Annotated in this window: 21 protein-coding genes; all 21 read left to right on the top strand. The window is 69.5% G+C overall.

Annotated features, from left to right (window positions below; all coding sequences use genetic code 11):
• Positions 1 to 308 precede the first annotated feature (308 nt).
• The 21 genes from B5X82_RS05800 (at position 309) to B5X82_RS05700 (ending at position 24115) form a co-directional block, all read left to right on the top strand.
• Positions 309 to 881: a division/cell wall cluster transcriptional repressor MraZ gene (locus tag B5X82_RS05800; RefSeq protein WP_223811011.1), complete on the top strand. Its 573-nt coding sequence runs from the start codon at positions 309 to 311 to the stop codon at positions 879 to 881.
• Positions 878 to 1846, top strand: coding sequence for a 16S rRNA (cytosine(1402)-N(4))-methyltransferase RsmH (rsmH, locus tag B5X82_RS05795; protein WP_079647156.1), 969 nt, complete (start codon positions 878 to 880; stop codon positions 1844 to 1846). The genes B5X82_RS05800 and rsmH overlap by 4 nt, the downstream gene beginning before the upstream one ends.
• Positions 1843 to 2457, top strand: coding sequence for a hypothetical protein (locus tag B5X82_RS05790; protein WP_079647155.1), 615 nt, complete (start codon positions 1843 to 1845; stop codon positions 2455 to 2457). The genes rsmH and B5X82_RS05790 overlap by 4 nt, the downstream gene beginning before the upstream one ends.
• Positions 2454 to 4193 carry a peptidoglycan D,D-transpeptidase FtsI family protein gene (locus B5X82_RS05785; protein ID WP_079647154.1) on the top strand — a complete coding sequence of 580 codons (1740 nt, stop codon included), beginning with the start codon at positions 2454 to 2456 and terminating at the stop codon, positions 4191 to 4193. Before B5X82_RS05790 ends, B5X82_RS05785 begins: the two co-directional genes overlap by 4 nt.
• On the top strand, positions 4180 to 5631 hold the full coding sequence (locus tag B5X82_RS05780) for a UDP-N-acetylmuramoyl-L-alanyl-D-glutamate--2,6-diaminopimelate ligase (RefSeq protein WP_079647153.1): 1452 nt from the start codon (positions 4180 to 4182) through the stop codon (positions 5629 to 5631). The genes B5X82_RS05785 and B5X82_RS05780 overlap by 14 nt, the downstream gene beginning before the upstream one ends.
• Positions 5628 to 7043, top strand: coding sequence for a UDP-N-acetylmuramoyl-tripeptide--D-alanyl-D-alanine ligase (locus B5X82_RS05775; protein ID WP_079647152.1), 1416 nt, complete (start codon positions 5628 to 5630; stop codon positions 7041 to 7043). Before B5X82_RS05780 ends, B5X82_RS05775 begins: the two co-directional genes overlap by 4 nt.
• Complete coding sequence (mraY, locus tag B5X82_RS05770) at positions 7031 to 8101, top strand: phospho-N-acetylmuramoyl-pentapeptide-transferase (protein WP_047166507.1); 1071 nt, start codon at positions 7031 to 7033, stop codon at positions 8099 to 8101. Before B5X82_RS05775 ends, mraY begins: the two co-directional genes overlap by 13 nt.
• On the top strand, positions 8098 to 9378 hold the full coding sequence (gene murD, locus B5X82_RS05765; protein WP_079647151.1) for a UDP-N-acetylmuramoyl-L-alanine--D-glutamate ligase: 1281 nt from the start codon (positions 8098 to 8100) through the stop codon (positions 9376 to 9378). Before mraY ends, murD begins: the two co-directional genes overlap by 4 nt.
• The gene (locus B5X82_RS05760; RefSeq protein ID WP_079647150.1) at positions 9375 to 10592 is read left to right on the top strand and encodes an FtsW/RodA/SpoVE family cell cycle protein; all 1218 of its coding nucleotides are present in this window, start codon (positions 9375 to 9377) and stop codon (positions 10590 to 10592) included. The genes murD and B5X82_RS05760 overlap by 4 nt, the downstream gene beginning before the upstream one ends.
• A complete protein-coding gene (gene murG, locus B5X82_RS05755) occupies positions 10589 to 11749 on the top strand; it encodes an undecaprenyldiphospho-muramoylpentapeptide beta-N-acetylglucosaminyltransferase (protein ID WP_079647149.1) in 1161 nt (386 codons plus the stop codon). The genes B5X82_RS05760 and murG overlap by 4 nt, the downstream gene beginning before the upstream one ends.
• A complete protein-coding gene (gene murC / locus B5X82_RS05750; protein WP_079647148.1) occupies positions 11746 to 13167 on the top strand; it encodes a UDP-N-acetylmuramate--L-alanine ligase in 1422 nt (473 codons plus the stop codon). Before murG ends, murC begins: the two co-directional genes overlap by 4 nt.
• The gene (locus B5X82_RS05745; RefSeq protein WP_079647147.1) at positions 13164 to 13364 is read left to right on the top strand and encodes a hypothetical protein; all 201 of its coding nucleotides are present in this window, start codon (positions 13164 to 13166) and stop codon (positions 13362 to 13364) included. The genes murC and B5X82_RS05745 overlap by 4 nt, the downstream gene beginning before the upstream one ends.
• Positions 13361 to 14281: a UDP-N-acetylmuramate dehydrogenase gene (murB, locus tag B5X82_RS05740; protein ID WP_176152487.1), complete on the top strand. Its 921-nt coding sequence runs from the start codon at positions 13361 to 13363 to the stop codon at positions 14279 to 14281. Before B5X82_RS05745 ends, murB begins: the two co-directional genes overlap by 4 nt.
• Positions 14278 to 15219 carry a D-alanine--D-alanine ligase gene (locus B5X82_RS05735; protein WP_079647146.1) on the top strand — a complete coding sequence of 314 codons (942 nt, stop codon included), beginning with the start codon at positions 14278 to 14280 and terminating at the stop codon, positions 15217 to 15219. The genes murB and B5X82_RS05735 overlap by 4 nt, the downstream gene beginning before the upstream one ends.
• Positions 15216 to 16130, top strand: coding sequence for a cell division protein FtsQ/DivIB (locus B5X82_RS05730; protein WP_079647145.1), 915 nt, complete (start codon positions 15216 to 15218; stop codon positions 16128 to 16130). Before B5X82_RS05735 ends, B5X82_RS05730 begins: the two co-directional genes overlap by 4 nt.
• 34 nt (positions 16131 to 16164) lie before the next feature.
• Entirely contained in the window at positions 16165 to 17424 is a 1260-nt protein-coding gene (ftsA, locus tag B5X82_RS05725; RefSeq protein ID WP_079647144.1) for a cell division protein FtsA, read from the top strand.
• 139 nt (positions 17425 to 17563) lie between these two features.
• Positions 17564 to 19051 (top strand): cell division protein FtsZ, encoded by a 1488-nt coding sequence (gene ftsZ / locus B5X82_RS05720; RefSeq protein WP_079647143.1) that lies wholly within the window; start codon positions 17564 to 17566, stop codon positions 19049 to 19051.
• A 113-nt stretch (positions 19052 to 19164) separates the two neighbouring features.
• Positions 19165 to 20586, top strand: a complete 1422-nt coding sequence (locus B5X82_RS05715) for an SPOR domain-containing protein (protein WP_235862605.1) — start codon at positions 19165 to 19167, stop codon at positions 20584 to 20586.
• Positions 20587 to 20816: 230 nt separating this feature from the next.
• The gene (locus B5X82_RS05710) at positions 20817 to 21065 is read left to right on the top strand and encodes a hypothetical protein (RefSeq protein ID WP_079647141.1); all 249 of its coding nucleotides are present in this window, start codon (positions 20817 to 20819) and stop codon (positions 21063 to 21065) included.
• Between the two features lie 36 nt (positions 21066 to 21101).
• Positions 21102 to 22265, top strand: a complete 1164-nt coding sequence (locus B5X82_RS05705) for a deoxyguanosinetriphosphate triphosphohydrolase (protein WP_079647140.1) — start codon at positions 21102 to 21104, stop codon at positions 22263 to 22265.
• Positions 22265 to 24115 carry a M20/M25/M40 family metallo-hydrolase gene (locus tag B5X82_RS05700; protein ID WP_079647139.1) on the top strand — a complete coding sequence of 617 codons (1851 nt, stop codon included), beginning with the start codon at positions 22265 to 22267 and terminating at the stop codon, positions 24113 to 24115. Before B5X82_RS05705 ends, B5X82_RS05700 begins: the two co-directional genes overlap by 1 nt.
• Positions 24116 to 24159 lie beyond the last annotated feature (44 nt).

Below are 24159 nucleotides of genomic sequence, written 5' to 3'. Positions count from 1 at the left end.
GGCTCCGTGCGGGCTGACGGTTTGGCCGGCAGCGATTCCGCCAAGGTCCGGCCCATAGCTTTTCGACAAACTTATCCACAGGGGGCGATCGTCGTCCCCTGCCCGGATTTCTGCGCTTCCGCGCGTTTCCGGCCGTCCCGTGGCGCTCCATGCTTTCCCTGGAATCCACAGCCGAATCCATGGAAAACCATAAAATGGTATAAAAATCCTTTGAAATGGCGGAGCGACCCAAGTACACCAGAATGGTGAAATGGGGTGGGGAGTATCGCTTGGCGCATTGACGCCTCCCGCCGGCCCGGAAGGGCGGCGTGGTCCCGGCGGTGCTTCCCTCGATCTGGCTGGGGTATGCGTCGGTGGCGGCGGGTGGTGCGGTCTTCAATGACGTTCATTTGAACGGCGTGGACCTTAAGGGACGCGTTTCGCTCCCTGCTGCCTTCCGTCAGACGATCGACATCCGCTCGGGCTCGCCCAAGGTGGCCTCGGGTCTCGGCCGCACCTTGCGCATGACCTTCAACGCCGCGCTCAAATGCATCGAGGTCAGCGACGGGCTGCAGATCGCCGAGACCGAAGAGCAGATGAACGCCCACGCCGTCCGCGTCTCCGAGCAGACCGGCGAGCTGGTGGGCGACGTGCTCGACCGGCTCGAGGCCGAGACCTACCCGCTGATGAAGGACGTCAACTTCGATACGGCGGGCCGAATGGTCCTGCCCGACCGGCTGCGCGCCAAGGCACAGATCGGCAATGACGCCTTCTTCGTCGGCCGCGGCCGGCGTTTCCGCATCTGGAGCCCCGAGGTGCTGCGCGCAGCCGCCGGCGGCGAGTCCGGCGACGTGCTCGAGGAGATGGAAGACCTCCTCGCCAAGCGAAAGGAGCGCGGATGACCCCGGCCGCGCCCCATGTCCCCGTCCTGATCGACGAGGTGATCGCCGGCCTCGATCCCGCTGCCGGCGAGACCCATGTCGACGGCACCTTCGGCGCCGGCGGCTATACCCGCGCCCTGCTGCACGCGGGTGCGCGCGTCTATGCGTTCGATCGCGATCCCGACGCGATCGCCGAGGGCCGCGCGCTGGAGGCGGGGGCGGAGGGCCGGCTGATCCTGGTTCCCGAACGCTTCTCCCGCATGGCGGAGGCGCTGAACGAGCGCGGCATCGGCCAGGTCGACGGCGTGACGCTCGACATCGGTGTGTCGTCGATGCAGCTCGACCGCGCCGACCGCGGCTTTTCCTTCCAGGCGGATGGCCCGCTCGACATGCGGATGGAGAAGAGCGGCATGAGCGCCGCCGACTTCGTCAACACCGCCGACGAGGCCGAGATCGCCGAGGTGCTGCACGATCTGGGCGAGGAACCGCGCGCCCGCCGCGTCGCCCGCGCCATCGTCCAGGCCCGGCCGATCAGCCGGACCTCCGAACTGGCCGAGGTCGTGCGCCGTGCGCTCGGCCACAAGCCGCACGAGAAGAAGGATCCCGCGACCCGCACCTTCCAGGCGATCCGCATCCACCTCAACGCCGAGCTCGACGAGCTCGAGCAGGGTCTGGCCGCTGCCGAGCGCGTGCTGCGCCCCGGCGGGCGGCTGGCGGTCGTCTCCTTCCATTCGATCGAGGACCGGATCGTGAAGCGCTTCCTGCGCGATCGCAGCGGCGCCACGCCGGCCGGTTCCCGTCACCTTCCAGATGTGCGCGCCGGGGGGCCGCGTCCCAGTTTCGAGGCCGTCGCCAAGCCCGTTCGCGCGGGCGAAGCGGAACTCGCCCGCAACCCCCGGTCCCGCTCGGCGACGCTGCGCGTCGCCCGGAGGACCGCAGCAGCGCCATGGGGCACCGCGCCCAAAAAGGAAGGACGTCAGGGATGATCACGACCCGCTTCAAGGAGGTGGTCTGGACGAGCGGCATCTGCGTCGCGGCTCTCTCCTTCTATATGATCTCGCAGACCGTCGCCGCGAAGCGCGCCGAGCTGACCGGCGTCGAGCGCAAGATCGCCGCCACCAACCAGGAGATCCGCCGCCTGCGGACCGAGATCGACACGCGCGGTGGCCTCGCCCAGATCGAACGGTGGAACCAGAACGTCTACGGCCTGCAGGCACCCGGCCCCGAGCAGTTCGTGACCAGCTCGGTCCGGCTGGTCGCTCTGACCCAGCCGCAGCGCGTGCCGCTCGACCCGGCGATCGTCGCCAGCCATGGCGCGCTCGACAAGGTCAGCTACGACCGGATCGAGGACGGTGGCATGGCACCGGCGCGGTCCCGCCCGGCCCCCGCGCCGGTGGCGATCCCCGCTCCGCCCCCGCAGCCCGCGCTGCGGCAGGCCAATTACGTGCAGCCGACGCCCTCGGCGCTGGCGCCGCAGGCGTCACCGGTGCGTGAGGTGGCCGAACGCAAGCTGGTCCGCGCGGTCCGGCTCGACGACAACTTCCTGGACGGTCTCGCCGAGGAGGCGCCGGCCCGCGCGCGCAAGGGGAAGCAATGAACGCGATCGCCGCCGGGCTAGCCCCGCCGCGCGACCGCGCCCTCGTCAAGAACAACGACAGCGTCCGCGTCGCCCATTACCGGCTGATGGTGCTGATGCTGCTGTTTGCGCTGATGGTCGGCGTGATCTCGCTGCGGCTGCTCTACCTGGCGGTGTTCGACGCGCCGGACCGTTCGCCGGTCGCGTCGGCGATCGGCCCGCGTGCCGACATCACCGACCGTAACGGCGTGGTGCTCGCCGCGACCATCAAGGGCATCAGCCTCGCGATCCGCCCGCCCCGCGTGATCGGCGACAAGGAACGGCTGGCGGCCGAGCTCGCCCGCCTCTTCCCGAACCGTAGCGTCGACGACTATCGCCGCATCCTGCACGGGCGGCGCAAGTTCGTCTATCTGGAGCGCGGCGCCACCCCGGCCAAGATCCATGCCGTCCGCCTGCTCGGCGAACCGGCGATCGAGGAAGTTCCCGAACCCAAGCGCTTCTATCCGCAGGGTACTATGGCCGCACAGGTCATCGGCTATATGGACATCGGCGGCGTGCCGGTCAGCGGGATGGAAGCCTTTCTCGACAAGCGGCTGACCAGCGCCGCCAATGGCGGCCAGCCCGTCGCGCTGTCGATCGACAGCCGCGTGCAGGCCGCGCTCGAAAGCGCGATCCGGACGTCGGCCGAGAAATATCTCGCGGTCGGCGGCGCCGGCGTCGTCCTCGACGTCCACACCGGCGAGGTGCTCGCGATGGCTTCGCTGCCGGTGTTCAACTCGAACGCGCCCGGCCTCGTGCCGGTCGGCACCGATCCGCTGCGGCCCGACGCCCGCTACAACCGCGCGGTCAGCTCGGTCTACGAGCTGGGTTCGACCTTCAAGGTGCTGACCATGGCCAACGCCATCGAGCATGGCGTGATCACCGACTTCGGCAAGCGCTACGACGCGACCGCGCCGCTCCAGGTCGGCGGCTTCCGCATCAAGGACGACCATCCCGAGAACCGCTGGATGTCGGTGCCCGATATCCTGATCCATTCGTCCAACATCGGCACCGCGCGGATTTCCGAGGAGATCGGTCCCGAGCGCACCCAGGCCTTCTTCCGCCAGCTCGGCTTCGACCGGCCGGTCGACCTTGAACTGGGGGCGCGCGGCAAGCCGCTGTGGCCGGGCTTCTGGGCGCGGACCACCGTGATGACGGTCGCCTATGGCCATGGCATCGCGGTGAGCCAGATGCACCTCGCCAACGCCTATGCGGCGATGGTCAACGGCGGCATCCTGCGTCCGGCGACGATGCTCAAGCTGCCGGCCGGCCAGGCGCCGCAGGGCAAGCGCGTCATCTCCGAACAGACCAGCTACCGCATCCGCCAGCTCATGCGCCTCGTCGTCGAGGAAGGTACCGGGCGCGGCGCCAACATCTCCGGCCTGCGCGTCGGCGGCAAGACCGGCACCGCCGAGAAGAACCTCAACGGCCGCTACATCCACAGCAGCCTCGTCACCACCTTCGCCGCCGCCTTCCCGATGGACGCGCCGCGCTACGTCGTGGTCGTGACGATGGACGAGCCGAAGGGCATTCCCGAGACCTACGGCTTCCGCACCGCCGCGTGGAACGCGCTGCCGGCGGTCAAGAACGTCATCGCCCGGATCGGCCCGCTGCTCGGCGTCATCCCCGATCCCAGCAAGGACATCGACGTCTCCGACCTGATGCCCTTCGTCTACAAGCCGGAAAAGAAGGACACGGGGGTCCATGCGATTGACTGACCTCCTGGCCGGGCTTCCGGCCGCATCGGGCGCGGACGCCGGCGACGCGCGGATCACCGGCTTCGCGATCGATCACCGCAAGGTCGCGCCGGGCACCGTGTTCGGCGCCTTCAAGGGCAGCCGCTTCAACGGCGAGGACTTCATCGCCCAGGCTGTCGCCGATGGCGCGGCGGCGATCGTCTCCGCGCCCGGCGTCGTCGTCGAGGGTGCGGTCCACATCGTCGACGACGAGCCGCGCCGGCTGTTCGCCAGGCTCGCCGCGCGCTTCTTCGCGCCTTTCCCCGACACCACGGTCGCCGTCACCGGCACCAACGGCAAGACCTCGACGGTCGAGCTGACCCGCCAGCTGTGGCGGATGGCGGGCTTCCACGCCGCCTCGATCGGCACGCTCGGCGTCACCACCGCCGACGACCAGGTGTCGACCGGGCTGACCACTCCGGACATCGTCACCTTCCTGTCGAACATGGCCGGGCTCCGCAAGGAAGGCGTCACCCACGCCGCCTTCGAGGCGTCGAGCCACGGCCTGTCGCAATATCGGACCGAGGGCCTGCCGGTGCGCGCGGCGGCCTTCACCAATCTCAGCCGCGACCATCTCGACTATCACGGCACGATGGAGGCCTATTTCGCGGCCAAGCTGCGGCTGTTCACCGAGGTGGTGGACCAGGACGGCGCCGCCGTGGTCTGGGCGGACGATCCGCGATCGGCCGACGTGATCGCGGCGGTGCGGGCGCGCGGCATCCGCCTGCTCAGCGTCGGCGCGGCCGGGGAGACGTTCCGCCTCGTCGAACGCACGCCGACCGCGCTCGGCCAGACGCTCAAGCTGGAGGTCGAGGGCAAGGCGCGCGAGGTGAAGCTGCCGCTGATCGGCGCCTATCAGGCCGCCAATGCGCTGGTCGCGGCCGGGCTGGTCGTCGCCACCGGCGGGGACATCGGCCTGACCCTCGCCAATCTCCAACGGGTCGCTCCGGTGCGCGGACGGCTCGAACGCGCCGCGATCAGCCGGACCGGCGCGCCGATCTATGTCGACTATGCGCATACGCCCGACGGGCTGGAAGCCGCGATCGAGGCGCTGCGCCCGCACACGGCAGGCCGGCTGATCACCGTGTTCGGCGCGGGCGGCGACCGCGACACCGGCAAGCGCCCGCTGATGGGCGAGGTCTCGACCCGGCTGTCCGACCGCACCATCGTCACCGACGACAATCCGCGCAGCGAGGACCCCGCCGCGATCCGCCGCGACGTGATGGCCGGGGCGCCCGGCGCGATCGAGATCGGCGGCCGACGCGAGGCGATCGCCGCCGCCATCGCCGAGGCGCAGGCCGGCGACATCGTGCTGATCGCCGGCAAGGGCCATGAGCAGGGGCAGATCGTCGGCGCCGGGGACCAGATGCGCGTCCTCCCCTTCGACGACGTCACCGTCGCACGGGAATGCGCGGCATGAGCGAGGAAGCCTCCACGCCCCTCTGGACCGCGTTCGACATCGCCGCCGCGGTGGACGGCGAGGTCTATGGCGATTTCCGCGTGGACGGCGTCACCTTCGACTCGCGTGAAGTCGGCCCGGGCGACCTGTTCATCGCGCTGAAGGGCGAGACGACCGATGGCCATCGCTTCCTCGACAAGGCGTTCGCCGCCGGCGTGGCGGGTGCGATCGTCTCCGACGCCTGCGACGGCCCGCACGTCCGCGTCGCCGACACGATGGCGGCGCTCAACGCATTGGGTGCGGCGGCGCGCGACCGGATGCACGGCCGGGTGATCGGCGTCACCGGATCGGTCGGCAAGACCGGTACCAAGGAAGCGCTCTTCGCCTGCCTCGACCGCGCCCTGCCCGGCCGGGTCCATCGCTCGGTCAAGAGCTACAACAACCATACCGGCGTCCCGCTGAGCCTCGCCCGCATGCCCGCCGACACCCGGATCGGCGTGTTCGAGATGGGGATGAACCATAGCGGCGAGCTGGCGGCGCTGACCCGGCTCGTCCGCCCGCATGTCGCGATCGTCACCGCCATCGCCCCGGCGCACAGCGCTTTCTTCGCGAGCGAGGCCGACATCGCCGATGCGAAAGGCGAAATCTTCCAGGGGCTACAACCCGGCGGCGTCGCGATCATCCCGCACGACAGCCCGCATCGCGACCGGCTGATCGCGGCGGCCAAGCCCCATGCCGCCCGCATCCTGACCTTCGGCATGGATCGCGCCGCCGACGTCCATGCGCAGGACGTGATCCCGCTCGACCGGGGCACGCTGCTGTCGCTGGTCCTGCCCGATGCCGAGCTGACCTTCACCATCGCCCCGCCAGGCGAGCATTGGGTGTCGAACGCGATGGCGGTGATCGCCGCCGTCTGGGCGGTGGGTGGCGACCTCGCCGCCGCCGGCCTCGCCTTCGCCGAGATGGAGGGCCTGCCCGGCCGCGGCCAGCGCAGCACGATTCCGGTCGGATCGGGCGAGGCGCTGCTGATCGACGAGAGCTACAACGCGAACCCCGCTTCGATGGCGGCGACGATCAAGATGTTGGGCGGCGAACGCGCGGACCGGCGGATCGCCGTGCTCGGGGAAATGCGCGAGCTGGGCGCCGGATCGGCCGGCTATCACGCCGATCTGGCCGGGCCGCTGCGCGACGCCGGGGTCGATTTCGCTCTGCTCGTCGGATCCGATATGGCCGCGCTCGCGAACGCCCTTGAGGGACGCATCGAATTCGAGCATGTGCCCGACGCCGACGCGGCGATCGAGTCGATCGAAGCGAAGATCGCGCCCGGCGACGCCATATTGATCAAGGGATCCAACGCGATCGGCCTGTCGCGTCTCGTCGCGCATCTGCGCACGAAACCGCCGGCCGGCGAAAGGACGACATGCTCTACCTGATAGCCGAACAGCTCGGGTTTCCGGGCGTGCTCAATCTCATCCGTTACATCACCTTCCGTGCGGGGGCGGCGGCGCTGACCGCGCTGTTCATTGGCCTGATCATCGGTCCGCGCTTCATCGGATGGCTGCGCATCCGCCAGGGCAAGGGTCAGCCGATCCGCGCCGACGGCCCGCAGACCCACCTGTCCAAGGTCGGCACGCCGACGATGGGCGGGCTGATGATCCTGATCTCGGTGATGCTGTCGCTGCTGCTCTGGATGGACCTGGGCAACCGCTATGTCTGGGCCTGCATCGGCGTGACGCTGGGCTTCGGCCTGATCGGCTTCATGGACGATTACGACAAGGTCAAGAAGCGCAGCGCCAAGGGCGTCTCCGGCAAGGCGCGCCTGCTTGGCGAGTTCCTGATCGCCGGCCTTGCGAGCTGGCTGATCGTCTCCGGCAATGGCACGCAGCTCTATGTGCCCTTCTACAACGGGCCGGTGATCGACCTGGGCCCCTTCTACGTGGTGTTCGCGGCCTTCGTGATCGTCGCCTTCGGCAATGCGGTGAACCTGACCGACGGGCTCGACGGCCTGGCGATCATGCCGGTGGTGATCGCCAGCCTCGCCTTCTTCGTCATCGCCTATCTCGTCGGCAATGCGAAATTCGCCCAATATCTGGGAATTCCGCATGTGCCCGGTGCAGGCGACCTGACGATCCTGACCGCCGCGATCATCGGCGGCGGCCTCGCCTTCCTGTGGTTCAACGCGCCGCCCGCCGCGGTCTTCATGGGCGACACGGGCAGCCTCGCGCTCGGCGGCGCGCTCGGCGTCATCTCGGTCGTCGCGCATCACGAGATCGTCCTGGCGATCGTCGGCGGCCTGTTCGTGATGGAGACGATCTCGGTCATCCTCCAGGTCTTCTTCTACAAGCGCACCGGCAAGCGCATCTTCCGCATGGCGCCGATCCACCATCATTTCGAACAGCTCGGCTGGAGCGAGCCGACCGTGGTCGTCCGCTTCTGGATCATCTCCTTCGTCCTTGCCCTCGCCGGCCTCGCCACGCTGAAGCTGCGATGATCACGAGCCCCGCCTTCGCCGGAAGACATTACGCCGTCCTCGGCCTCGCGCGATCGGGGCTGGCGACGGTCGAGGCGCTGCTCGCCAGCGGCGCCCGGGTGACGGCGTGGGATTCGAACGAGGCGGCGCGGGCCAAGGTGACGGGTGATGTCACCTTCGCAGACCCGGCCACCATCGACCTGACCGGCTTCGCGGGAATCGTCGTGTCGCCGGGCGTGCCGCTCAACCGGCATCCGATCGCCGGCCATGCCGCCAGCTTCGGCGTACCGGTGATCAGCGACATCGAGCTGTTCGCCCAGGCGCGCGCTTCGCTGCCCGCGCACAAGGTCGTCGGCATCACCGGCACCAACGGCAAGTCGACCACCACCGCGCTGATCACCCACATCCTCGAAACGGCGAGCGTACCGACCCTGATGGGCGGCAATATCGGCCTTCCCATCCTCGGCCGCGATCCGCTGCCGGCGGGCGGGGCCTATGTGCTCGAACTGTCGAGCTATCAGATCGACATCACCCAAAGCCTCGACTGCGACGTCGCGGTGCTGACCAACATCACGCCCGACCATCTCGACCGCTATGACGGCTTCACCGGCTATGCAGCGTCGAAGGAGCGGCTGTTCGACATGCAGTCGGCCGGCCACGTCGCGATCATCGCGGTCGAGGACGAGCCGAGCCGCGTGATCGCGGCGCGCCACCCCGGCACGATCGCCGTGCGGTCGTCCGATATCGCAGGCCAGGAAGCCTGGCCGGCGCTGCAGGGTCCGCACAATGCCCAGAATGCGGCGATCGCCATCCAGGTGGCCCGCGCGCTCGGCATCGCCAACGACGCGATAGAAAAAGGCCTGCGCAGCTATCCCGGCCTGCCGCACCGGATGCAGCGCGTCGCCGAGAAGCGGGGCGTGCTGTTCATCAACGACAGCAAGGCGACCAACGCGACCGCGACCGCGCCGGCGCTCGGTGCCTATCCGAAGATCCACTGGATCCTCGGCGGCCTGCCCAAGACCGACGACCTCGACGATTGCGCGCCCTGGTTCGGCCATGTCGTCGCCGGCTACACGATCGGCCAGGCGGGCCCGATGTTCGCCCGCATCCTGCGCGAGGCGGGCAAGCCGGTGACCGAGAGCGGCACGCTCGACCAGGCGGTGGCCGATGCCGCCGCGGCGGCGCGGCCGGGCGAGGTGGTGATGCTGTCGCCGGCCTGCGCCTCGTTCGACCAGTTCAGCGACTATGAGGCACGTGGCGACGCTTTCCGTCGCGCGGTGGAGGGGCTTCCGCTATGAACGTCGCAGTGTCCTTCGAGTCCTCGGTGCCGACCCCGCAATCCCCCTTCAAGCGCTCGCGTTTCGGACGCGGCAAGCGCACGCCGATCGCGCGCTGGTTCTGGGAGATCGACCGGGTCCTGCTGCTGCTCGTGACGATCCTGATCGGCGTCGGGCTGATCGCCGTGGCCGCCGCCTCGCCCGCAGCCGGGGTCCGCTATTCGGGCAGCGGCGTCACCGTCGCGGCGCGCCATTATTTCTGGATGCAGCTCGCCTGGACGGTGATCGCCGTGCCGATCATGCTCGCGGTCTCGGCGCTGCCGGTGCAGATCGCGCGCCGCGCGGCGCTGATCGGCGGCCTGGTGTTCCTGGCCTTGCTTGCGCTGGTGCCTGTGATCGGCAGCGCCGCCAACGGCGCTACCCGCTGGATTTCGATCGGCCCGGCCAAGCTCCAGCCGTCCGAATTCCTGAAGCCCATGTTCGCGGTCGCAATGGCCTGGCTGTTCTCGCTCAGGGCGCGCAATCCGGGCCTGCCCTTCGCGCTGATCTCGGTGGTGCCGATGGCGCTGATCGCGGCGCTGCTGATGAAGCAGCCCGACTTCGGCCAGACGGTGATCTTCGCGTCGGTCTGGATCGTGCTGCTGATGCTGTCGGGCGCGTCGCTGAAGCTGCTCGGCATGCTCGGCGCAGGCGGCCTGGCGGCGATCGTCTCGGCCTATCTCTTCTATTCGGTGGCGACCGAGCGCATCAACAAATTCCTGTTCAAGCAGGGCGACACCTATCAGGTCGACCGCGCCCATGCGACGCTGACCAACGGCGGCCTGCTCGGCACCGGCCCCGGCGCGGGGACCGAGAAGTTCACCCTGCCCGAGCCACACACCGACTATATCTTCTCGGTGATCGGCGAGGAGTTCGGGCTGATCGCCTGCATAGCCATCGCGTGCCTCTACCTCGCCATCGTCCTGCGGGTCAGCCTGCGCCTGCTGCGCGAGGAGGATGATTTCCTGCTGCTCGCCTCGGCCGGCCTCGTCTCGCAATTCGGGCTGCAGGCGCTGATCAACATGATGGTCAATGTCGGCCTCGCCCCGTCCAAGGGTATGACCCTGCCCTTCATCAGCTATGGCGGCTCGTCGATGATCGCGCTGTCGATCGGCATGGGCCTGCTGCTGGCCTTCACCCGCGAGAATCCCCATCTGAAGGAAGCGACCTACACGGTGCGGTGGAACGGCAGATGAGGGTGACGCGGCATTTCGTCCTCGCGGCGGGCGGTACCGGGGGCCATATGGTCCCCGCACATGCTTTGGCGGCCGAGTTGATGCGGCGCGGCCACCGCGTCGCGCTGGTCACCGACGAGCGCGGCGCGCGCATCCCCGGCCTGTTCGACGGCGTCCAGACGCACGTCATCCCCGCCGGCCGGCTGGGCGGCGGCCCGCGCGAATGGCTGAAGGCGTTCCGCGACATCCGCGCCGGCACGGCGATGGCGCTCCAGCTCTATTCGACCTTCGATCCCGCGGCGGTGATCGGCTTCGGCGGCTATCCGGCGCTGCCGGCGCTGCGGGCCGGCTTCAAGCGGCGGGTGCCCACCGTGATCCACGAGCAGAACGCGGTGCTCGGCCGGGTCAACCGGCTGGTCGCGGGCCGGGTCGACGCGATCGCCACCGCCTATCCAGTCGTCGAGCGGCTCAAGCCGAAGTTCGAGGACAAGACCGTGCTGGTCGGCAACCCGGTGCGCGACATCGTCCGCGACATCCGCGACCAGCCCTTCCCCGATCTCGGCCCCGACAGCATCTTCCGCGTGCTGGTGACCGGCGGCAGCCAGGGCGCATCCATCCTGTCCGACGTGGTGCCCGACGGCCTCGCCCTGCTGCCGCAGGGCTTCCGCCGCCGGTTGCAGGTCACCCAGCAGTGCCGGCCCGAGGACATCGAGACGGTACGCAGCAAATATAAGGTGCTCGGCATCCCGGCCGACCTCGGCACCTATTTCACCGACCTGCCCGAGCGGCTGGCCTGGGCGCATCTGGTGATCGCGCGTGCCGGCGCCTCGACGATCGCCGACATCAGCGTCGCGGGCCGCCCCGCCATCCTGATCCCGCTGCCCTCGGCCGCCGACGACCACCAGACCGCCAACGCGCGCGAGCTCGCACAGGTCGGCGGCGCGCGAGCTATCCGGCAAGAGAATTTCACGCCGCAGGAACTCGCCAAGCAGATGCAGAAGCTGGCGCTCGATCCGCAGGCGCTGATCAACGCGGCCAAGCGCGCGCGCAGCGTCGGCCGCCCCGACGCCGCCGCCGAACTGGCCGACCTCGTCGAACGGATCGGCCCCGATCCGATCGTCGAACCCATCCCCGTCGAAAAACTGGAACTCCGTCCCTTGAAAGGCGCTTTCGCATGAAGGGTGTCGCAACCGACATCGGCACCATCCATTTCATCGGCATCGGCGGCATCGGCATGTCCGGCATCGCCGAGGTGATGCATAATCTGGGCTACAAGGTGCAGGGCAGCGACGTCGCCGAGAGCTACGTCGTCGATGGGCTGCGCAAGCGCGGCATCGCGGTGATGATCGGCCACAAGGCCGAGAATCTGGGCGACGCCGCCGTCGTCGTCACCTCGACCGCGATCAAGCGCGGCAACCCCGAGGTCGAGCTGGCGCTGGAGAAGCGCGTCCCCGTCGTCCGCCGCGCCGAGATGCTGGCGGAGCTGATGCGGCTCAAGTCGACCGTCGCGATCGCCGGCACGCACGGCAAGACGACGACGACCTCTATGGTGGCGGCGCTGCTCGACGCGGGCGGGGTCGATCCGACCGTGATCAACGGCGGCATCATCAACAGCTACGGCTCCAATGCCCGGCTCGGCGCATCCGACTGGATGGTGGTGGAGGCCGACGAGAGCGACGGCAGCTTCCTCCGCCTCGACGGGACGATCGCGGTCGTCACCAACATCGATCCCGAGCATCTCGACCATTATGGCTCGTTCGACAAGGTGAAGGACTGCTTCGTCGAGTTCGTCGAGAACGTCCCCTTCTACGGGGCGGCGCTGCTCTGCATCGACCATCCCGAGGTGCAGGCGATCATCCCGCGGGTCCGCGACCGCAAGGTCGTGACCTACGGTTTCTCCGCCCAGGCCGACGTGCGCGGCGACAACGTCACCCCGATTCCGGGCGGCAACCGCTTCGACGTCGTGGTCCGCAACCGCGACGGCGACACCCGTCGGATCGAGGGCGTCACGCTGCCGATGCCCGGCCGCCACAACGTCCAGAACGCGCTGGCCGCGATCGGCGTCGCGCTGGAGATGAACATCTCCGACGAGATCATCGCCAACGGCTTCGCCAAGTTCGGCGGCGTGAAGCGGCGCTTCACCAAGGTCGGCGAGGTTCCGGTCGACGGCGGCGTCGCCACCGTGATCGACGATTACGGCCATCATCCGGTCGAGATCCGCGCGGTGCTGGCCGCCGCGCGCGAGGGCGCCCGGGCGAAGGTGATCGCCGTCGTCCAGCCGCATCGCTTCACCCGGCTGCGCGACCTGATGACCGAGTTCCAGACGGCGTTCAACGACGCCGACACCGTCTATGTCGCCCCGGTCTATCCGGCCGGCGAAGCTCCGATCGACGGCGTCGACGCCGCGGCGCTGGTCGCCGGGCTCAAGCAGCGCGGCCACCGGTCGGCGCAGGTCATCGCCGGGCCGGAGGCGCTCGCCGCGACGCTGGCGACGACGCTCGCCGCCGACGACATGGTGATCTGCCTGGGCGCTGGTGATATCACCAAGTGGGCGGCGGGGCTTTCGGAGGCGATAGCCAAGGAGACGGCGCGATGACCGATTTCTTCGGACCCTGGAAGATGCTCCAGGACCAGGCGATGCACATGCACAGGACCGCGGTCGACGCCGCGTTCAGGGCGATGGGCAGCGGCGAGCAGTTCGACAATGCGGCGAAGGCCGCCAAGGAGCTCGCCGACATGCAGGTCCAGGCGTGGGAACGCTGGATGGCGATGTGGGGCGTCGACAAGAAGTGAACCCGGCCGCCGGCAGCGCAACCCGCCCGTCGACCCTGCCGCCCGTGCGGGGCCGGCTGACGGCGGGTGCGCCGCTGGCGCCGCTGGTCTGGTTCAAGAGCGGCGGCGCGGCCGAATGGCTGTTCGAGCCCGCCGATATCGACGACCTGAGCGATTTCCTGGCCGCGCTCGACCCGGCGGTGCCGGTGATGGGGCTCGGCCTCGGTTCCAACCTGATCGTCCGCGACGGTGGCGTGCCCGGCGTCGTGGTGCGCCTCGGCAAGCCGTTCGCACGGGTCGAGCGGCTCGACGCGACGACGCTGCGCTGCGGCGGCGGCGCGAGCGGCATCCTCGTCTCCTCGACGGCGCGCGACGCCGGGATCGGCGGGGTCGAGTTCCTGCGCTCGATCCCCGGCACGGTAGGCGGCTTCGTGCGCATGAACGGCGGCGCCTATGGCCGCGAGGTCAAGGACGTGCTGGTCGAGGCCGAGGTCGTGCTGCGATCGGGCGAGCGCAGGGTGCTCGGCCTGGCCGAGCTGGGCTACACCTATCGCCACAGCGCGCTGCCCGAGGGTGCGATCGTCGTGGCCGCGACCTTCCGGGGCCATGCCGAGGAGCCGGCCGTCGTCCAGGCGGAGATGGACCGCATCGCCGCGGAGCGCGAGGCGAGCCAGCCGCTGCGCAGCCGCACCGGCGGGTCGACCTTCAAGAACCCGCAGGGCCACAAGGCCTGGCAGCTCGTCGACGCCGCCGGCTGCCGCGGCCTGACCCGCGGCGACGCGCAGGTCAGCGAGAAGCATTGCAATTTCCTGCTCAACCTAGGATCGGCCAGCTCGGCCGACATCGAGGGGCTGGGCGAAGAGGTGCGTGAACGAGTGAAGGCGAATTCGGGCGTGACCCTGGAATGGGAAATCCAGCGCGTGGGGGTGAACCCATGACCCGTTCCCCCCTCCACATCGCGGTGCTGATGGGCGGCTGGTCATCCGAGCGCGAGGTATCGCTGACCTCGGGCAACGGCGTCGCCGACGCGCTCGAGAGCCTGGGCCACCGGGTTACGCGGATCGACATGGACCGCGACGTCGCGCTGCGCCTGGCCGAGGCGAAGCCCGACGTGGTATTCAACGCCCTGCACGGCACGCCGGGCGAGGACGGCACCGTCCAGGGCATGATGGACCTGATGGGCCTGACCTACACCCATTCGGGACTGACCACCTCGGTCATCGCGATCGACAAGGAGCTGACCAAGCAGCAGCTCGTGCCCAATGGCATCCGCATGCCGGAGGGCATCATCGTCGAGAGCGAAAGCCTCTATGCCGGCGACCCGATGCCGCGCCCCTATGTGCTCAAGCCGGTCAACGAGGGGTCGTCGGTCGGCGTCGCCATCATAAAAGAACGTGACAATCATGGCGTGCCGATTCATCGTGACTCGCATGGCCCGTGGCAGACCTTCGCGACCCTGCTGGCAGAACCCTTCATACGGGGGCGCGAGCTGACCGTCGCGGTGCTCGGCGATCGCGCCCTCGGCGTGACCGAGCTGGTCCCCAGCAGCGGCTTCTATGACTATGAAGCCAAATATACCGACGGGCTGACGACCCATATCTGCCCCGCCGACATTCCCGCCGACATCGCCGAGGCGGCGATGCGGATGGCACTCGACGCGCACCGGCTGCTCGGCTGCAAGGGCACGTCGCGCTCCGACTTCCGCTGGGACGACGAACAGGGTGAGGCCGGCCTCTACCTGCTCGAGGTCAACACCCAGCCGGGCATGACCCCGCTGAGCCTGGTCCCCGAGCAGGCGCGCCATGTCGGCCTGACCTACGCCGACCTGGTCCAGGCGATCGTCGACGAGGCGCTGGCCGGAAAGGCCGCGCGATGAAGGCCGCGCGGGCACGTCCCGTCGACCGGAGGCCGCGCGCCGCGCCCCCGGCGAAGCGTGCGCCCGCACGCCGCAAACCCTCGATCGTCGCTCGCGCCATCGAGCAGATTCCCGTCTCGCGCGAGACGCTGCGCGCGGCGGGCAACTGGACGCTCGGCATCGCCATCACCGGCGCGATCGTCGCCGGGCTGGTCGCGATGGGCCTGCCGCAGATGATCGGACTGATGATCGCGGACGGAATCGGCGACGCCGGCTTCAAGGTCCGCAACGTCGAAATCCTCAACCGCCGGCAGGTCGACAGCGGCTATGTCTACGACATAGCGATGCGCCAGCAGGCGCGGCCGATGCCGCTCGTCGACCTCGAAGGGACGCGCGCCGAGCTGATGAAGATGGGCTGGATCGCCGACGCCCGGGTGTCGCGCCGCCTGCCCGACACGCTGGTCGTCGACATCGTCGAGCGGGTGCCGGCCGCGATCTGGCAATATCAGCACCGGCTGGCGCTGATCGACAAGGACGGCGTGGTGATCGGCCCGGTCGACGACCGGGCGATGCCCGACCTGCCGGTCGTCGTCGGCCCGGGCGCGAACCGCCGCGCCACCCAGCTCGCCCAGCTGATGGCGGCCGCACCCTCGCTCAAGCCGCTGATCACGGCGGCAAGCTGGCAGGGCGACCGCCGCTGGGACATCATCTTCCAGTCGGGCGAGAAGGTGATGCTCCCCGAAGGGGATCAGGAGGCAGCCAAGGCGCTGGCCTTCTTCGCGCAGGAGGATCGGCGCGCCGGGATGCTGGGCAAGGGCCTGGTGTCGATCGACCTGCGCGATCCGAGCCGGATGGTGGCGCGCATGTCGCGCGAGCCGGGCAGCCGGATCGAGGCCCCGGCCCCGCCGCTCAGCGCGAAGTCGGTGACGTGAGGCAGGCATGGCGATTTTGGGAAAGGGGATAGCGATGTCGCAGGCACGCAATGACGGGCTGATCACCGCGATCGACATCGGATCGTCGAAGATCTCGGCGCTGATCGCGCGCGCGGACGACCAGGGCGAGCTGGAGGTGCTGGGCACCGGCCAGCGCGAGAGCCGGGGCGTGCGCCGCGGCTACATCGCCGACATGGAGGCGACCGAGGGCGCGATCCGCGAGGCGGTCGAGCAGGCGGAGACGATCGCCCGCACCAATATCGACCATGTCTGGGTCAGCTTCTCGGCCGGCGGCCTGGTCAGCGACGTGGCGCAGGTCGAGGTCGACCTGGGCGGCGTGCAGATCGAACAGCAGGACATAGACGACCTGCTCCACCAGGGCCGCCGCTCGCTCAACCCCGAGGGCCGGATGGTCCTCCACGCCCAGCCGACGCTCTACACGCTCGATGGGCTGACCGGGGTGAAGAACCCGCTCGGTCTCCATGCCGACAAGCTTGGGGTCGAGATCCACGTCATCGCGGCCGAGCCTTCGCCGGTCCGCAACCTCGCCCTCTGCGTCCGCTCCGCGCATCTCGGCGTCCGCTCGATCGTCGCCTCGCCGATCGCGACCGGCGCCTCCTGCCTGACCGAGGAGGACCGCGAGATGGGCATCGCGCTGGTCGAGATGGGCGCCGGCGTCACCAACGTCTCGCTGTTCGCAGGCGGGCTGCTGGTCGGCCTCGCCTCGCTGCCGATGGGCTGCGCCGACATCACCGACGACATCGCCTCGGCATTCAACATCCGTCGCGCCCAGGCGGAGCGGCTCAAATGCGTCCATGGATCGGCGCAGAATTCGCCGCGCGACAATCATGAGATGCTGGAGATCGGATCGCCCGAGGAGGTCGCCGACGGCGCCGATCCGCCCCGCATCAGCCGCGCCCAGCTGATCCAGGTGATCCGCCAGCGGCTCGACCATTGGATGGACGCAGTCGCCAAGGCGCTGACCGATCTCGGCTATGTCGGCCCGGTCGGGCGGCAGGTGGTGCTGACCGGCGGCGGCGCCGAGCTGCGCGGCATCGCCGATTATGCGCAGGGCGTGCTCGGCCGCAGCGTCCGGGTCGGCCGGCCGCGCACCCTGTCGGGCCTGCCCGACGCGCACAGCGGTCCGGGCTTCGCGACGCTGGTCGGCCTCGCCCAGGTGGCGGCGACCAATCCGGCCGAGCTACGCCCCTTCGCCGCCGAGCAGACCGTCCACCGGACGCAGCCCATGGGCCTCGTCGGGCGGCTCATCGCAGCGGTGAAGTCGGGTTATTGATCATGTGGGCGCTCGTCCCACATCGGTTAACCTCGAAAACTGTGGATAGGACAACTTTTCGCGTGATTCGGCGAATCGCGTCTGGCAAGATTCGATCCACGTGTTGCTTGGGCCGGCATGGCCGCCAGGGAGAAAATCTATGACGATCGAGTTCATGCGCCCGCAGGTCGATGAGCTGAAACCCCGGATCAGCGTGATCGGCGTTGGCGGGGCGGGCGGAAACGCGGTCGCCAACATGATCGGCGCGGACGTCCAGGGCGTCGACTTCATCGTCGCCAACACCGACGCGCAGGCACTCAACGCCTCGTCGGCGGAGCGTCGCATCCAGCTCGGTCTCAAGATCACCCAGGGCCTGGGCGCCGGCAGCCGTCCCGAAATAGGACGGGCGGCCGCCGAGGAGACCCTCGACCAGGTCGAGAAGGCGCTCGAAGGATCGCACATGTGCTTCATCGCCGCCGGCATGGGCGGCGGTACCGGCACCGGCGCCGCTCCGGTCATCGCCAAGGCAGCGCGCGACCGCGGCATCCTGACCGTCGGCGTCGTCACCAAGCCGTTCAGCTTCGAGGGCAACCGCCGCATGCGCTCGGCCGACGCCGGCATCGAGGAGCTGCAGAAGCACGTCGACACGCTGATCGTCATCCCGAACCAGAACCTGTTCCTGATCGCCAATCCGAACACGACCTTCAAGGAAGCGTTCCAGATGGCCGACCAGGTGCTGCAGCAGGGCGTGCGCGGCATCACCGACCTGATGGTCATGCCCGGCCTCATCAACCTCGACTTCGCCGACGTCCGCTCGGTGATGAGCGAGATGGGCAAGGCGATGATGGGCACCGGCGAGGCGAGCGGCGACAACCGCGCGATCGAGGCTGCCGAGAAGGCGATCGCCAATCCGCTGCTCGACGGCGTCAGCCTGAACGGCGCCAAGGGCGTGATCGTGTCGATCACCGGCGGCGACGACATGCGCCTGCTGGAGGTCGACGAGGCCGCCAACCACATCCGCCAGCTCGTCGATCCCGACGCGAACATCATCTGGGGTTCGGCGTTCAACAACGAGCTCGAGGGCCGCATCCGCGTCTCGGTGGTCGCGACCGGCATAGAGGTCGACGCCGCGACGATGCCCGAGCCGTCGAAGAGCTTCAGCTTCCCGCCGCGCACCCCGATCCGCGACGACAAGCCGGTCGTGGTGCCGCAGACCCCGACCCCCGCGCCGCAGGCCGAGGCGCCAGCCGTCCAGCAGCAGGCTGCGCAACCCGAGGCGCCCGCCGCTCCGGCCGCCGCCGAAGCCCCGGCCGAGGAGAAGATCGTCCTCGAAGCGCCCGAGCAGGCCGCCGCCGAGCCGCTGGAGCTGACCAACCTGTTCAATGACGAGCTGCTGCTCCAGCCGGAATCGGCGATGCCGACCCCGGCACCGGAAGCGCCAGCCGACGAGGACGCCGCGTCGCAGGGCAACCGCCGCTGGGTGACCGATGCCGAGCCGCCGGCCCGCCGTCCGTCGGGCGCCGGCGCCACGCTGTTCGAGCGGATGTCGAACATCGCCCGCGGCGCCGCCAAGGCGCAGGTCGACGACGATCGCGGCAATGACGACGCCGACATCCCGCGCTTCCTGAACCGCCAGAGCAACCAGTAACCGTCCGATATCGATACGCCCGCGCCGATCGACGCGGGCGTATCTCGTTTCGGCGTTCTGCCGGGGTTCACCTCTTGCGGGCGATAAGGCGAATGTCCGAAAGCGATGCGCCCATGAAAAGAAAATCCCTTGTCAGCCTTCTCGCGCTGGCTTCCGCCTTCCTGATCATCCCGCCCGCCGCCGCCCAGATGGATTCGACGACGGCCGGCGACGAACCGCTGATCACCGATCCGATGGCCCAGGCCCGCGACGCGATGGCGCGCGGCGACCCCGCGGAGGCGCTGTCGCGCTATCTGCGCGTGCTGGCGCGCGATCCCGGCGATCTCGACGCCCTGTCGGGCGCCGGTTCGGCGGCGCTGGCGGTCGGCGACGCCGATGCCGCGATCAACTTCTTCGTTCGGGCCGAGAAGATCTCGCCGCGCGACGGCCGGGTCAAGGCAGGCCTCGGCTCCGCGCTGGTCCAGAAGGAACAGCCCCGCGCCGCGCTGCGCCTGTTCGACAACGCAACCGACCTCGGCGTCCCGCCGGTCGACGTCGCGCTCGACCGCGGCCTCGCCTATGACCTTCGCGGCGAGAACAAGAAAGCGCAGGCCGAATATAATCTGCTGCTCCGCACCCGCCCCGATGCCGAGGCGACCCGCCGGCTGGCGCTGTCGCTGGCGATGAGCGGCGACAAGGTCGGCGCGCTCGCGGCGCTCGATCCGCTGCTGCAGAAGCGCGACATCGCCGCGTGGCGTGCGCGTGCCTTCGTGCTGGCGATGACTGGCGACACGCCGGGCGCCGAGTCCGCCGCCTATGCGGTGCTGCCGCGCTACCAGGCCGACGCGCTCAAGCCCTTCCTGTCGCGGCTGCCTGCGCTCAAGGCCGCCGAAAAGGCCGCTGCCGTCCATTTCGGCCATTTCCCCGAGGACAAGGTCCCGACCGAGATGGCGGTGGTGAGTCCGGTCCCGGCGTCCAAGGGCATGCCGGCGGCCGTCGCGGCGGCGCCCCAACCATCTCCGTCCTATTCGTCCACGCCAGCCGCCCGACCGCGTTTCGACAGCAGCGGCCGGCTCGTGATGAAGCCAGACAGCGCATCCACGGCATCGACGACGACGTCGGCAACGGTCGAAACCTCCCCCGCCCGGCAGGCCGCCCAGCAGAAGGCCGCCGACGAACGCAGCCTGGCCGAGGATCGCCGCGCCGCCCAGCGCAAGGCCGCTGCGGAAAAGGCCGCCGCCGAGAAGAAGGCCAAGGCGCAGGAGGAGGCCAAGGCCCGCAAGTCCAATCCCGAACGCTATTGGGTCCAGATCGCGAGCGGCGCCTACAAGCCCGATCTCGACAAGGAATGGGACAAGCAGAAGAAGGCCCATGGCAAGCTGCTCGCGGGCAAGACGCCATGGACCACGCCCTACAAGACGACCAATCGACTGCTGATCGGTCCCTTCCCCAGCAAGGGCGCCGCGCAGGATTATGTGAACGAGGCGCGCGCCGCCGGGCTGAGCAGCTTCCCGGTCACCACCTCGGCCGGGCAGAAGGTGGAGCGGATCAACTAGAACATCGAGCCTGTCACCTGAACTGCTCCTCCTGAGGAGGGACTGAACGAAGGTGAAGGCCCGTCTCGAAGGATCCTTCGAGACGCCATTTCGCCTTCGCTCAATGGCTCCTCAGGATGTGCGGGAGTGAGCGAGTCGGTCAGAAACGACCGCCCCCAAACTCCCCGCAACCCAACTGTCATACGTACGTAACAGCCATGCCGCATCAGCGTCACCGAATCGGAGACGCCATGACCCGCCTGCCTGTTGCCGCCCTGCTGTTGCTCGCCGCTCAACCCGCGCTAGCGGCGCGGGGCCAAGCGGTGCTGCCCGCGGAAAAGGCGCCGCCGGTGGCGCGCCTCTATCCCGAGATGGAGATCGAGGGAGAGGGCTGGCGCGGGCTGCTGCCGATCATGCTGATGAACGTCGAGCAGGCCGCGCGCGCCAGGACCGCGGGCGCCCTCGACACACCGCCCGCACAGGGCACCGAGACAAGATAGTCGACTTGGCGGGCGCGCTCGGCCATCACGGGACCGATGTCGACGCTCGCTCCCTATGCTTCCGATCCCACCCGCAGCCGTGGCCGCCTTTACCAGCAAGGCGGCGGCGAGACGCGCGGCCCGCGTGACGCCTTCCAGCGCGACCGTGACCGCATCATCCATTCGATCAGCTTTCGCCGCCTGCGCCACAAGACGCAGGTGTTCGTCGCCCCCGACGGCGACCATTATCGCGTCCGGCTGACCCACAGCCTGGAGGTGGCGCAGATCGGCCGCACCATCGCCCGCGCCCTCGGCCTCAACGAGGACCTGACCGAGGCGCTGTGCCTGGGCCACGACATCGGCCACCCGCCCTTCGGCCATGCCGGCGAGGAAGCGCTGCAGGCGGCGATGGCCGAGGTGGGCGGCTTCGATCACAACGCCCATACGCTGCGGATGCTCACCCGGCTCGATTCGCCCTACCCTTCCCATGAAGGACTCAACCTGAGTTGGGAGACGCTGGAAGGGCTCGCCAAGCATAACGGTCCGGTACGGCGGCGGACCTGGGCGATGGCCGAGATCGACGATCAATGGCCGCTCGACCTCGACAGCTGGGCGGGAGCCGAGGCGCAGGTCGCGGCGCTCGCCGACGATATCGCCTACGACAATCACGACATCGACGACGGCGTCCGCGCCGGGCTGCTGACCCTCGAACAGATATTGGAGGAACCGCTGATCCGGTCGAACTGGGACCGGGTCCGCGCGCGCTATCCCGACGTACCGACCGAGCGCCTGGTCGGCGAGCTGGTGCGCGAGCAGATCGGCTGCATGGTCAACGACCTGCTCGACGAGAGCCGCCGCCGGCTCGACGAGGCCGCACCCCATTCGGTCGAGGATGTCCGCGCAGCCGGCCGGCCGCTGATCGGCTTTTCCGAGGCGATGGCGGCGCGCGAGAAGGCGCTGACCCGTTTCATGTACGCCAATCTCTACCATCATCCGCAACAGCTCGACATCGCCGCGCGGACGGGCGAGGTCGTCGCCGGGCTGGCGGCGGTCTACAAGGCCCACCCCAGCCTGATGCCCGGAAAGTGGCGCGAGAGCCTGCCCGCCGACGAGCCTGCCTGCACCCGGCACGTCGGCGACTTCATCGCCGGGATGACCGATCGCTACGCGCTGTCCCGCTATGCGGAGCTGGTGGGACCGGTATCGATCGAGGGTTTCTGATGAATCGCACGATCGCACTCGTCGCCGCCCTGGCCGCCGCCCTGGTCTGGGCGATCGTCGCGGCGGCTCCCCCGGCGGCGCGCGGGGCCGATGCGCCGGCCGCAGCTTTCTCCGCCGTCCGCGCCTTCGCCGATATCGAGGCCCTGAGCCGGACGCCACGCCCGATCGGATCGGACGGCCATGCGCGCGGTGTCGCCTATCTCTCGGCGCGGCTGCTGACGTTAGGCGCCGAAGTGTCGGAACAGCCCGTCCCGCTCGACCGCAAGACGCTCGACCGGCTGGGCAAATGGAGCGGGCGGACCGAGACGGCGGTGACCGGCCGCAACCTGATCGGCCTGTTCCCGGGCCGCGACCGCGCCAGGCCGGCGCTGCTGCTGATGGCGCATCACGACAGCGTCTGGGGATCGCCTGGCGCCGCCGACGATGCGATGGGCGTCGCCGCCGCACTCGAGATCGCCCGCGCCCTGCGTGCACAGGGCACGACCGAGCGCGACGTGATCCTGCTGTTCACCGACAGCGAGGAGTTGGGCCTCAATGGTGCGAAGGCCTTCTTCGGTGACGGCGCGCCGCCGCATCCGCTGGCCGCCCATGTCGGCGCGATCGTCAACATGGAGGCGCGCGGCGCCGGCGGCCGCGCCAACATGTTCGAGACCGGCCCCGGCAATGGGGAGATGATGCAGCTCTATGCCGATCGGGTCACTCGCCCGGCAACCAATTCGCTGGCGGTGCTGATCTACGACCTGATGCCCAACTACACCGACTATACGATCGCCAAGCACAAGGGCGTGCCCGGCTTCAACCTGGCGACGCTCGACCGCGCCTTCGCCTATCATTCGCCGCTGGCGACCCCGGCGGTCGTCGACCCCGGGTCGGTGCAGGACATGGGCGACCAGGCACTGGCACTAGCCTCGGCGCTGGCCTTCGCGGCAGAACTACCCGCCCGATCCGACAATGCCGCCTTCGCCGACCTGCTCGGCCGGGTGACGATCGTCTATCCGGCGGCGGCGGGCTGGGGCCTGCTGCTCGTCTCAGCCGCACTCGTCGGCGCAGCCTGGCGCCGCCGCCGCCCGGCGCCTCGCGCGGTCGGCGGGGCCGCGGTGCTGATCGCCGCGATCCTGCTCCACGGCGCGCTGCTGCTGACCGTCTACAACGCCGTATCGGGCAGCGGCGACGCCAATTATTACGACCGGCTGGCCGCCCTGCCCCGGCTGGAGACGGTCGCCGGGCTGCTCGTCGCGGCGCTGCTCCTGCTGCTGCCCTTCTTCCGCCGCACCGATCCCCGCATGGTCGCGGTCGGGCCCGCCATGGCACTGATGTGGGTCGGGCTGCTGACCGGCGGCTCGATCGTCGTGGTGATCCCGCTCGCGCTGCTCGCCATGGGGGCCGCCTTCTTCCTGCCGGCCGACGACAGCGAGGCGCCCCTCGCGGCAATCGTGCTGCTGCTGCTCGCCGCAACCGCCGTCCAGGCGACGCAGCCGACCGCAGGTCCGCTGCTGCAATGGCCACTGCTGCTCGGCGCGCTGGCGATGGCGGGCCGGGCCTGGCTGCCGCAGGGCGCGGGGCTGGCGCTGACCGCGATCTGCGCGGCGGCGGGCGTCGGCCACCTGCTGACCCAGGCGCATTTCATCTTCCTGGGGATCGGCGCCGAACTGCCGGCTGTGATGATCGTCCTGCTGTTCGCGGCGCTCCCCCTGCTCCTGCCGCTGCTGCCGGAGCGGGCGCCGCGCTGGATGCCGGCCACGGCGCTGGCGGCCGCGCTGGCGATCACGCTCTGGGTCCGGCTCGATCCGATCGCTCCCTCGGTCGCGGTCTACAGCCAGGCCGAAGGCGGCAAGAAGACGAAGGGCTGACCTTTCTTTTCCGATCAGCTAAGGCCACGCTCCATTCTTTCCTT

Origin of the sequence: Rhizorhabdus histidinilytica, assembly GCF_900167915.1 — a bacterium.
GTDB lineage: Bacteria > Pseudomonadota > Alphaproteobacteria > Sphingomonadales > Sphingomonadaceae > Rhizorhabdus > Rhizorhabdus histidinilytica.
This window is presented reverse-complemented; position numbering and strand designations above follow the sequence as displayed.

What these genes read in the sequence shown, in the direction of transcription:
- B5X82_RS05780 (WP_079647153.1), top strand. Translation starts at nt 4,180, where the DNA reads ATGCGATTGACTGACCTCCTGGCCGGGCTTCCGGCCGCATCGGGCGCG.
- B5X82_RS05700 (WP_079647139.1), top strand. Translation starts at nt 22,265, where the DNA reads ATGAATCGCACGATCGCACTCGTCGCCGCCCTGGCCGCCGCCCTGGTC.
- murC (WP_079647148.1), top strand. Translation starts at nt 11,746, where the DNA reads ATGAAGGGTGTCGCAACCGACATCGGCACCATCCATTTCATCGGCATC.
- B5X82_RS05705 (WP_079647140.1), top strand. Translation starts at nt 21,102, where the DNA reads ATGTCGACGCTCGCTCCCTATGCTTCCGATCCCACCCGCAGCCGTGGC.
- B5X82_RS05715 (WP_235862605.1), top strand. Translation starts at nt 19,165, where the DNA reads ATGAAAAGAAAATCCCTTGTCAGCCTTCTCGCGCTGGCTTCCGCCTTC.
- B5X82_RS05730 (WP_079647145.1), top strand. Translation starts at nt 15,216, where the DNA reads ATGAAGGCCGCGCGGGCACGTCCCGTCGACCGGAGGCCGCGCGCCGCG.
- B5X82_RS05745 (WP_079647147.1), top strand. Translation starts at nt 13,164, where the DNA reads ATGACCGATTTCTTCGGACCCTGGAAGATGCTCCAGGACCAGGCGATG.
- B5X82_RS05710 (WP_079647141.1), top strand. Translation starts at nt 20,817, where the DNA reads ATGACCCGCCTGCCTGTTGCCGCCCTGCTGTTGCTCGCCGCTCAACCC.
- murG (WP_079647149.1), top strand. Translation starts at nt 10,589, where the DNA reads ATGAGGGTGACGCGGCATTTCGTCCTCGCGGCGGGCGGTACCGGGGGC.
- B5X82_RS05785 (WP_079647154.1), top strand. Translation starts at nt 2,454, where the DNA reads ATGAACGCGATCGCCGCCGGGCTAGCCCCGCCGCGCGACCGCGCCCTC.
- B5X82_RS05790 (WP_079647155.1), top strand. Translation starts at nt 1,843, where the DNA reads ATGATCACGACCCGCTTCAAGGAGGTGGTCTGGACGAGCGGCATCTGC.
- ftsZ (WP_079647143.1), top strand. Translation starts at nt 17,564, where the DNA reads ATGACGATCGAGTTCATGCGCCCGCAGGTCGATGAGCTGAAACCCCGG.
- mraY (WP_047166507.1), top strand. Translation starts at nt 7,031, where the DNA reads ATGCTCTACCTGATAGCCGAACAGCTCGGGTTTCCGGGCGTGCTCAAT.
- B5X82_RS05760 (WP_079647150.1), top strand. Translation starts at nt 9,375, where the DNA reads ATGAACGTCGCAGTGTCCTTCGAGTCCTCGGTGCCGACCCCGCAATCC.
- B5X82_RS05735 (WP_079647146.1), top strand. Translation starts at nt 14,278, where the DNA reads ATGACCCGTTCCCCCCTCCACATCGCGGTGCTGATGGGCGGCTGGTCA.
- rsmH (WP_079647156.1), top strand. Translation starts at nt 878, where the DNA reads ATGACCCCGGCCGCGCCCCATGTCCCCGTCCTGATCGACGAGGTGATC.
- ftsA (WP_079647144.1), top strand. Translation starts at nt 16,165, where the DNA reads ATGTCGCAGGCACGCAATGACGGGCTGATCACCGCGATCGACATCGGA.
- murD (WP_079647151.1), top strand. Translation starts at nt 8,098, where the DNA reads ATGATCACGAGCCCCGCCTTCGCCGGAAGACATTACGCCGTCCTCGGC.
- B5X82_RS05775 (WP_079647152.1), top strand. Translation starts at nt 5,628, where the DNA reads ATGAGCGAGGAAGCCTCCACGCCCCTCTGGACCGCGTTCGACATCGCC.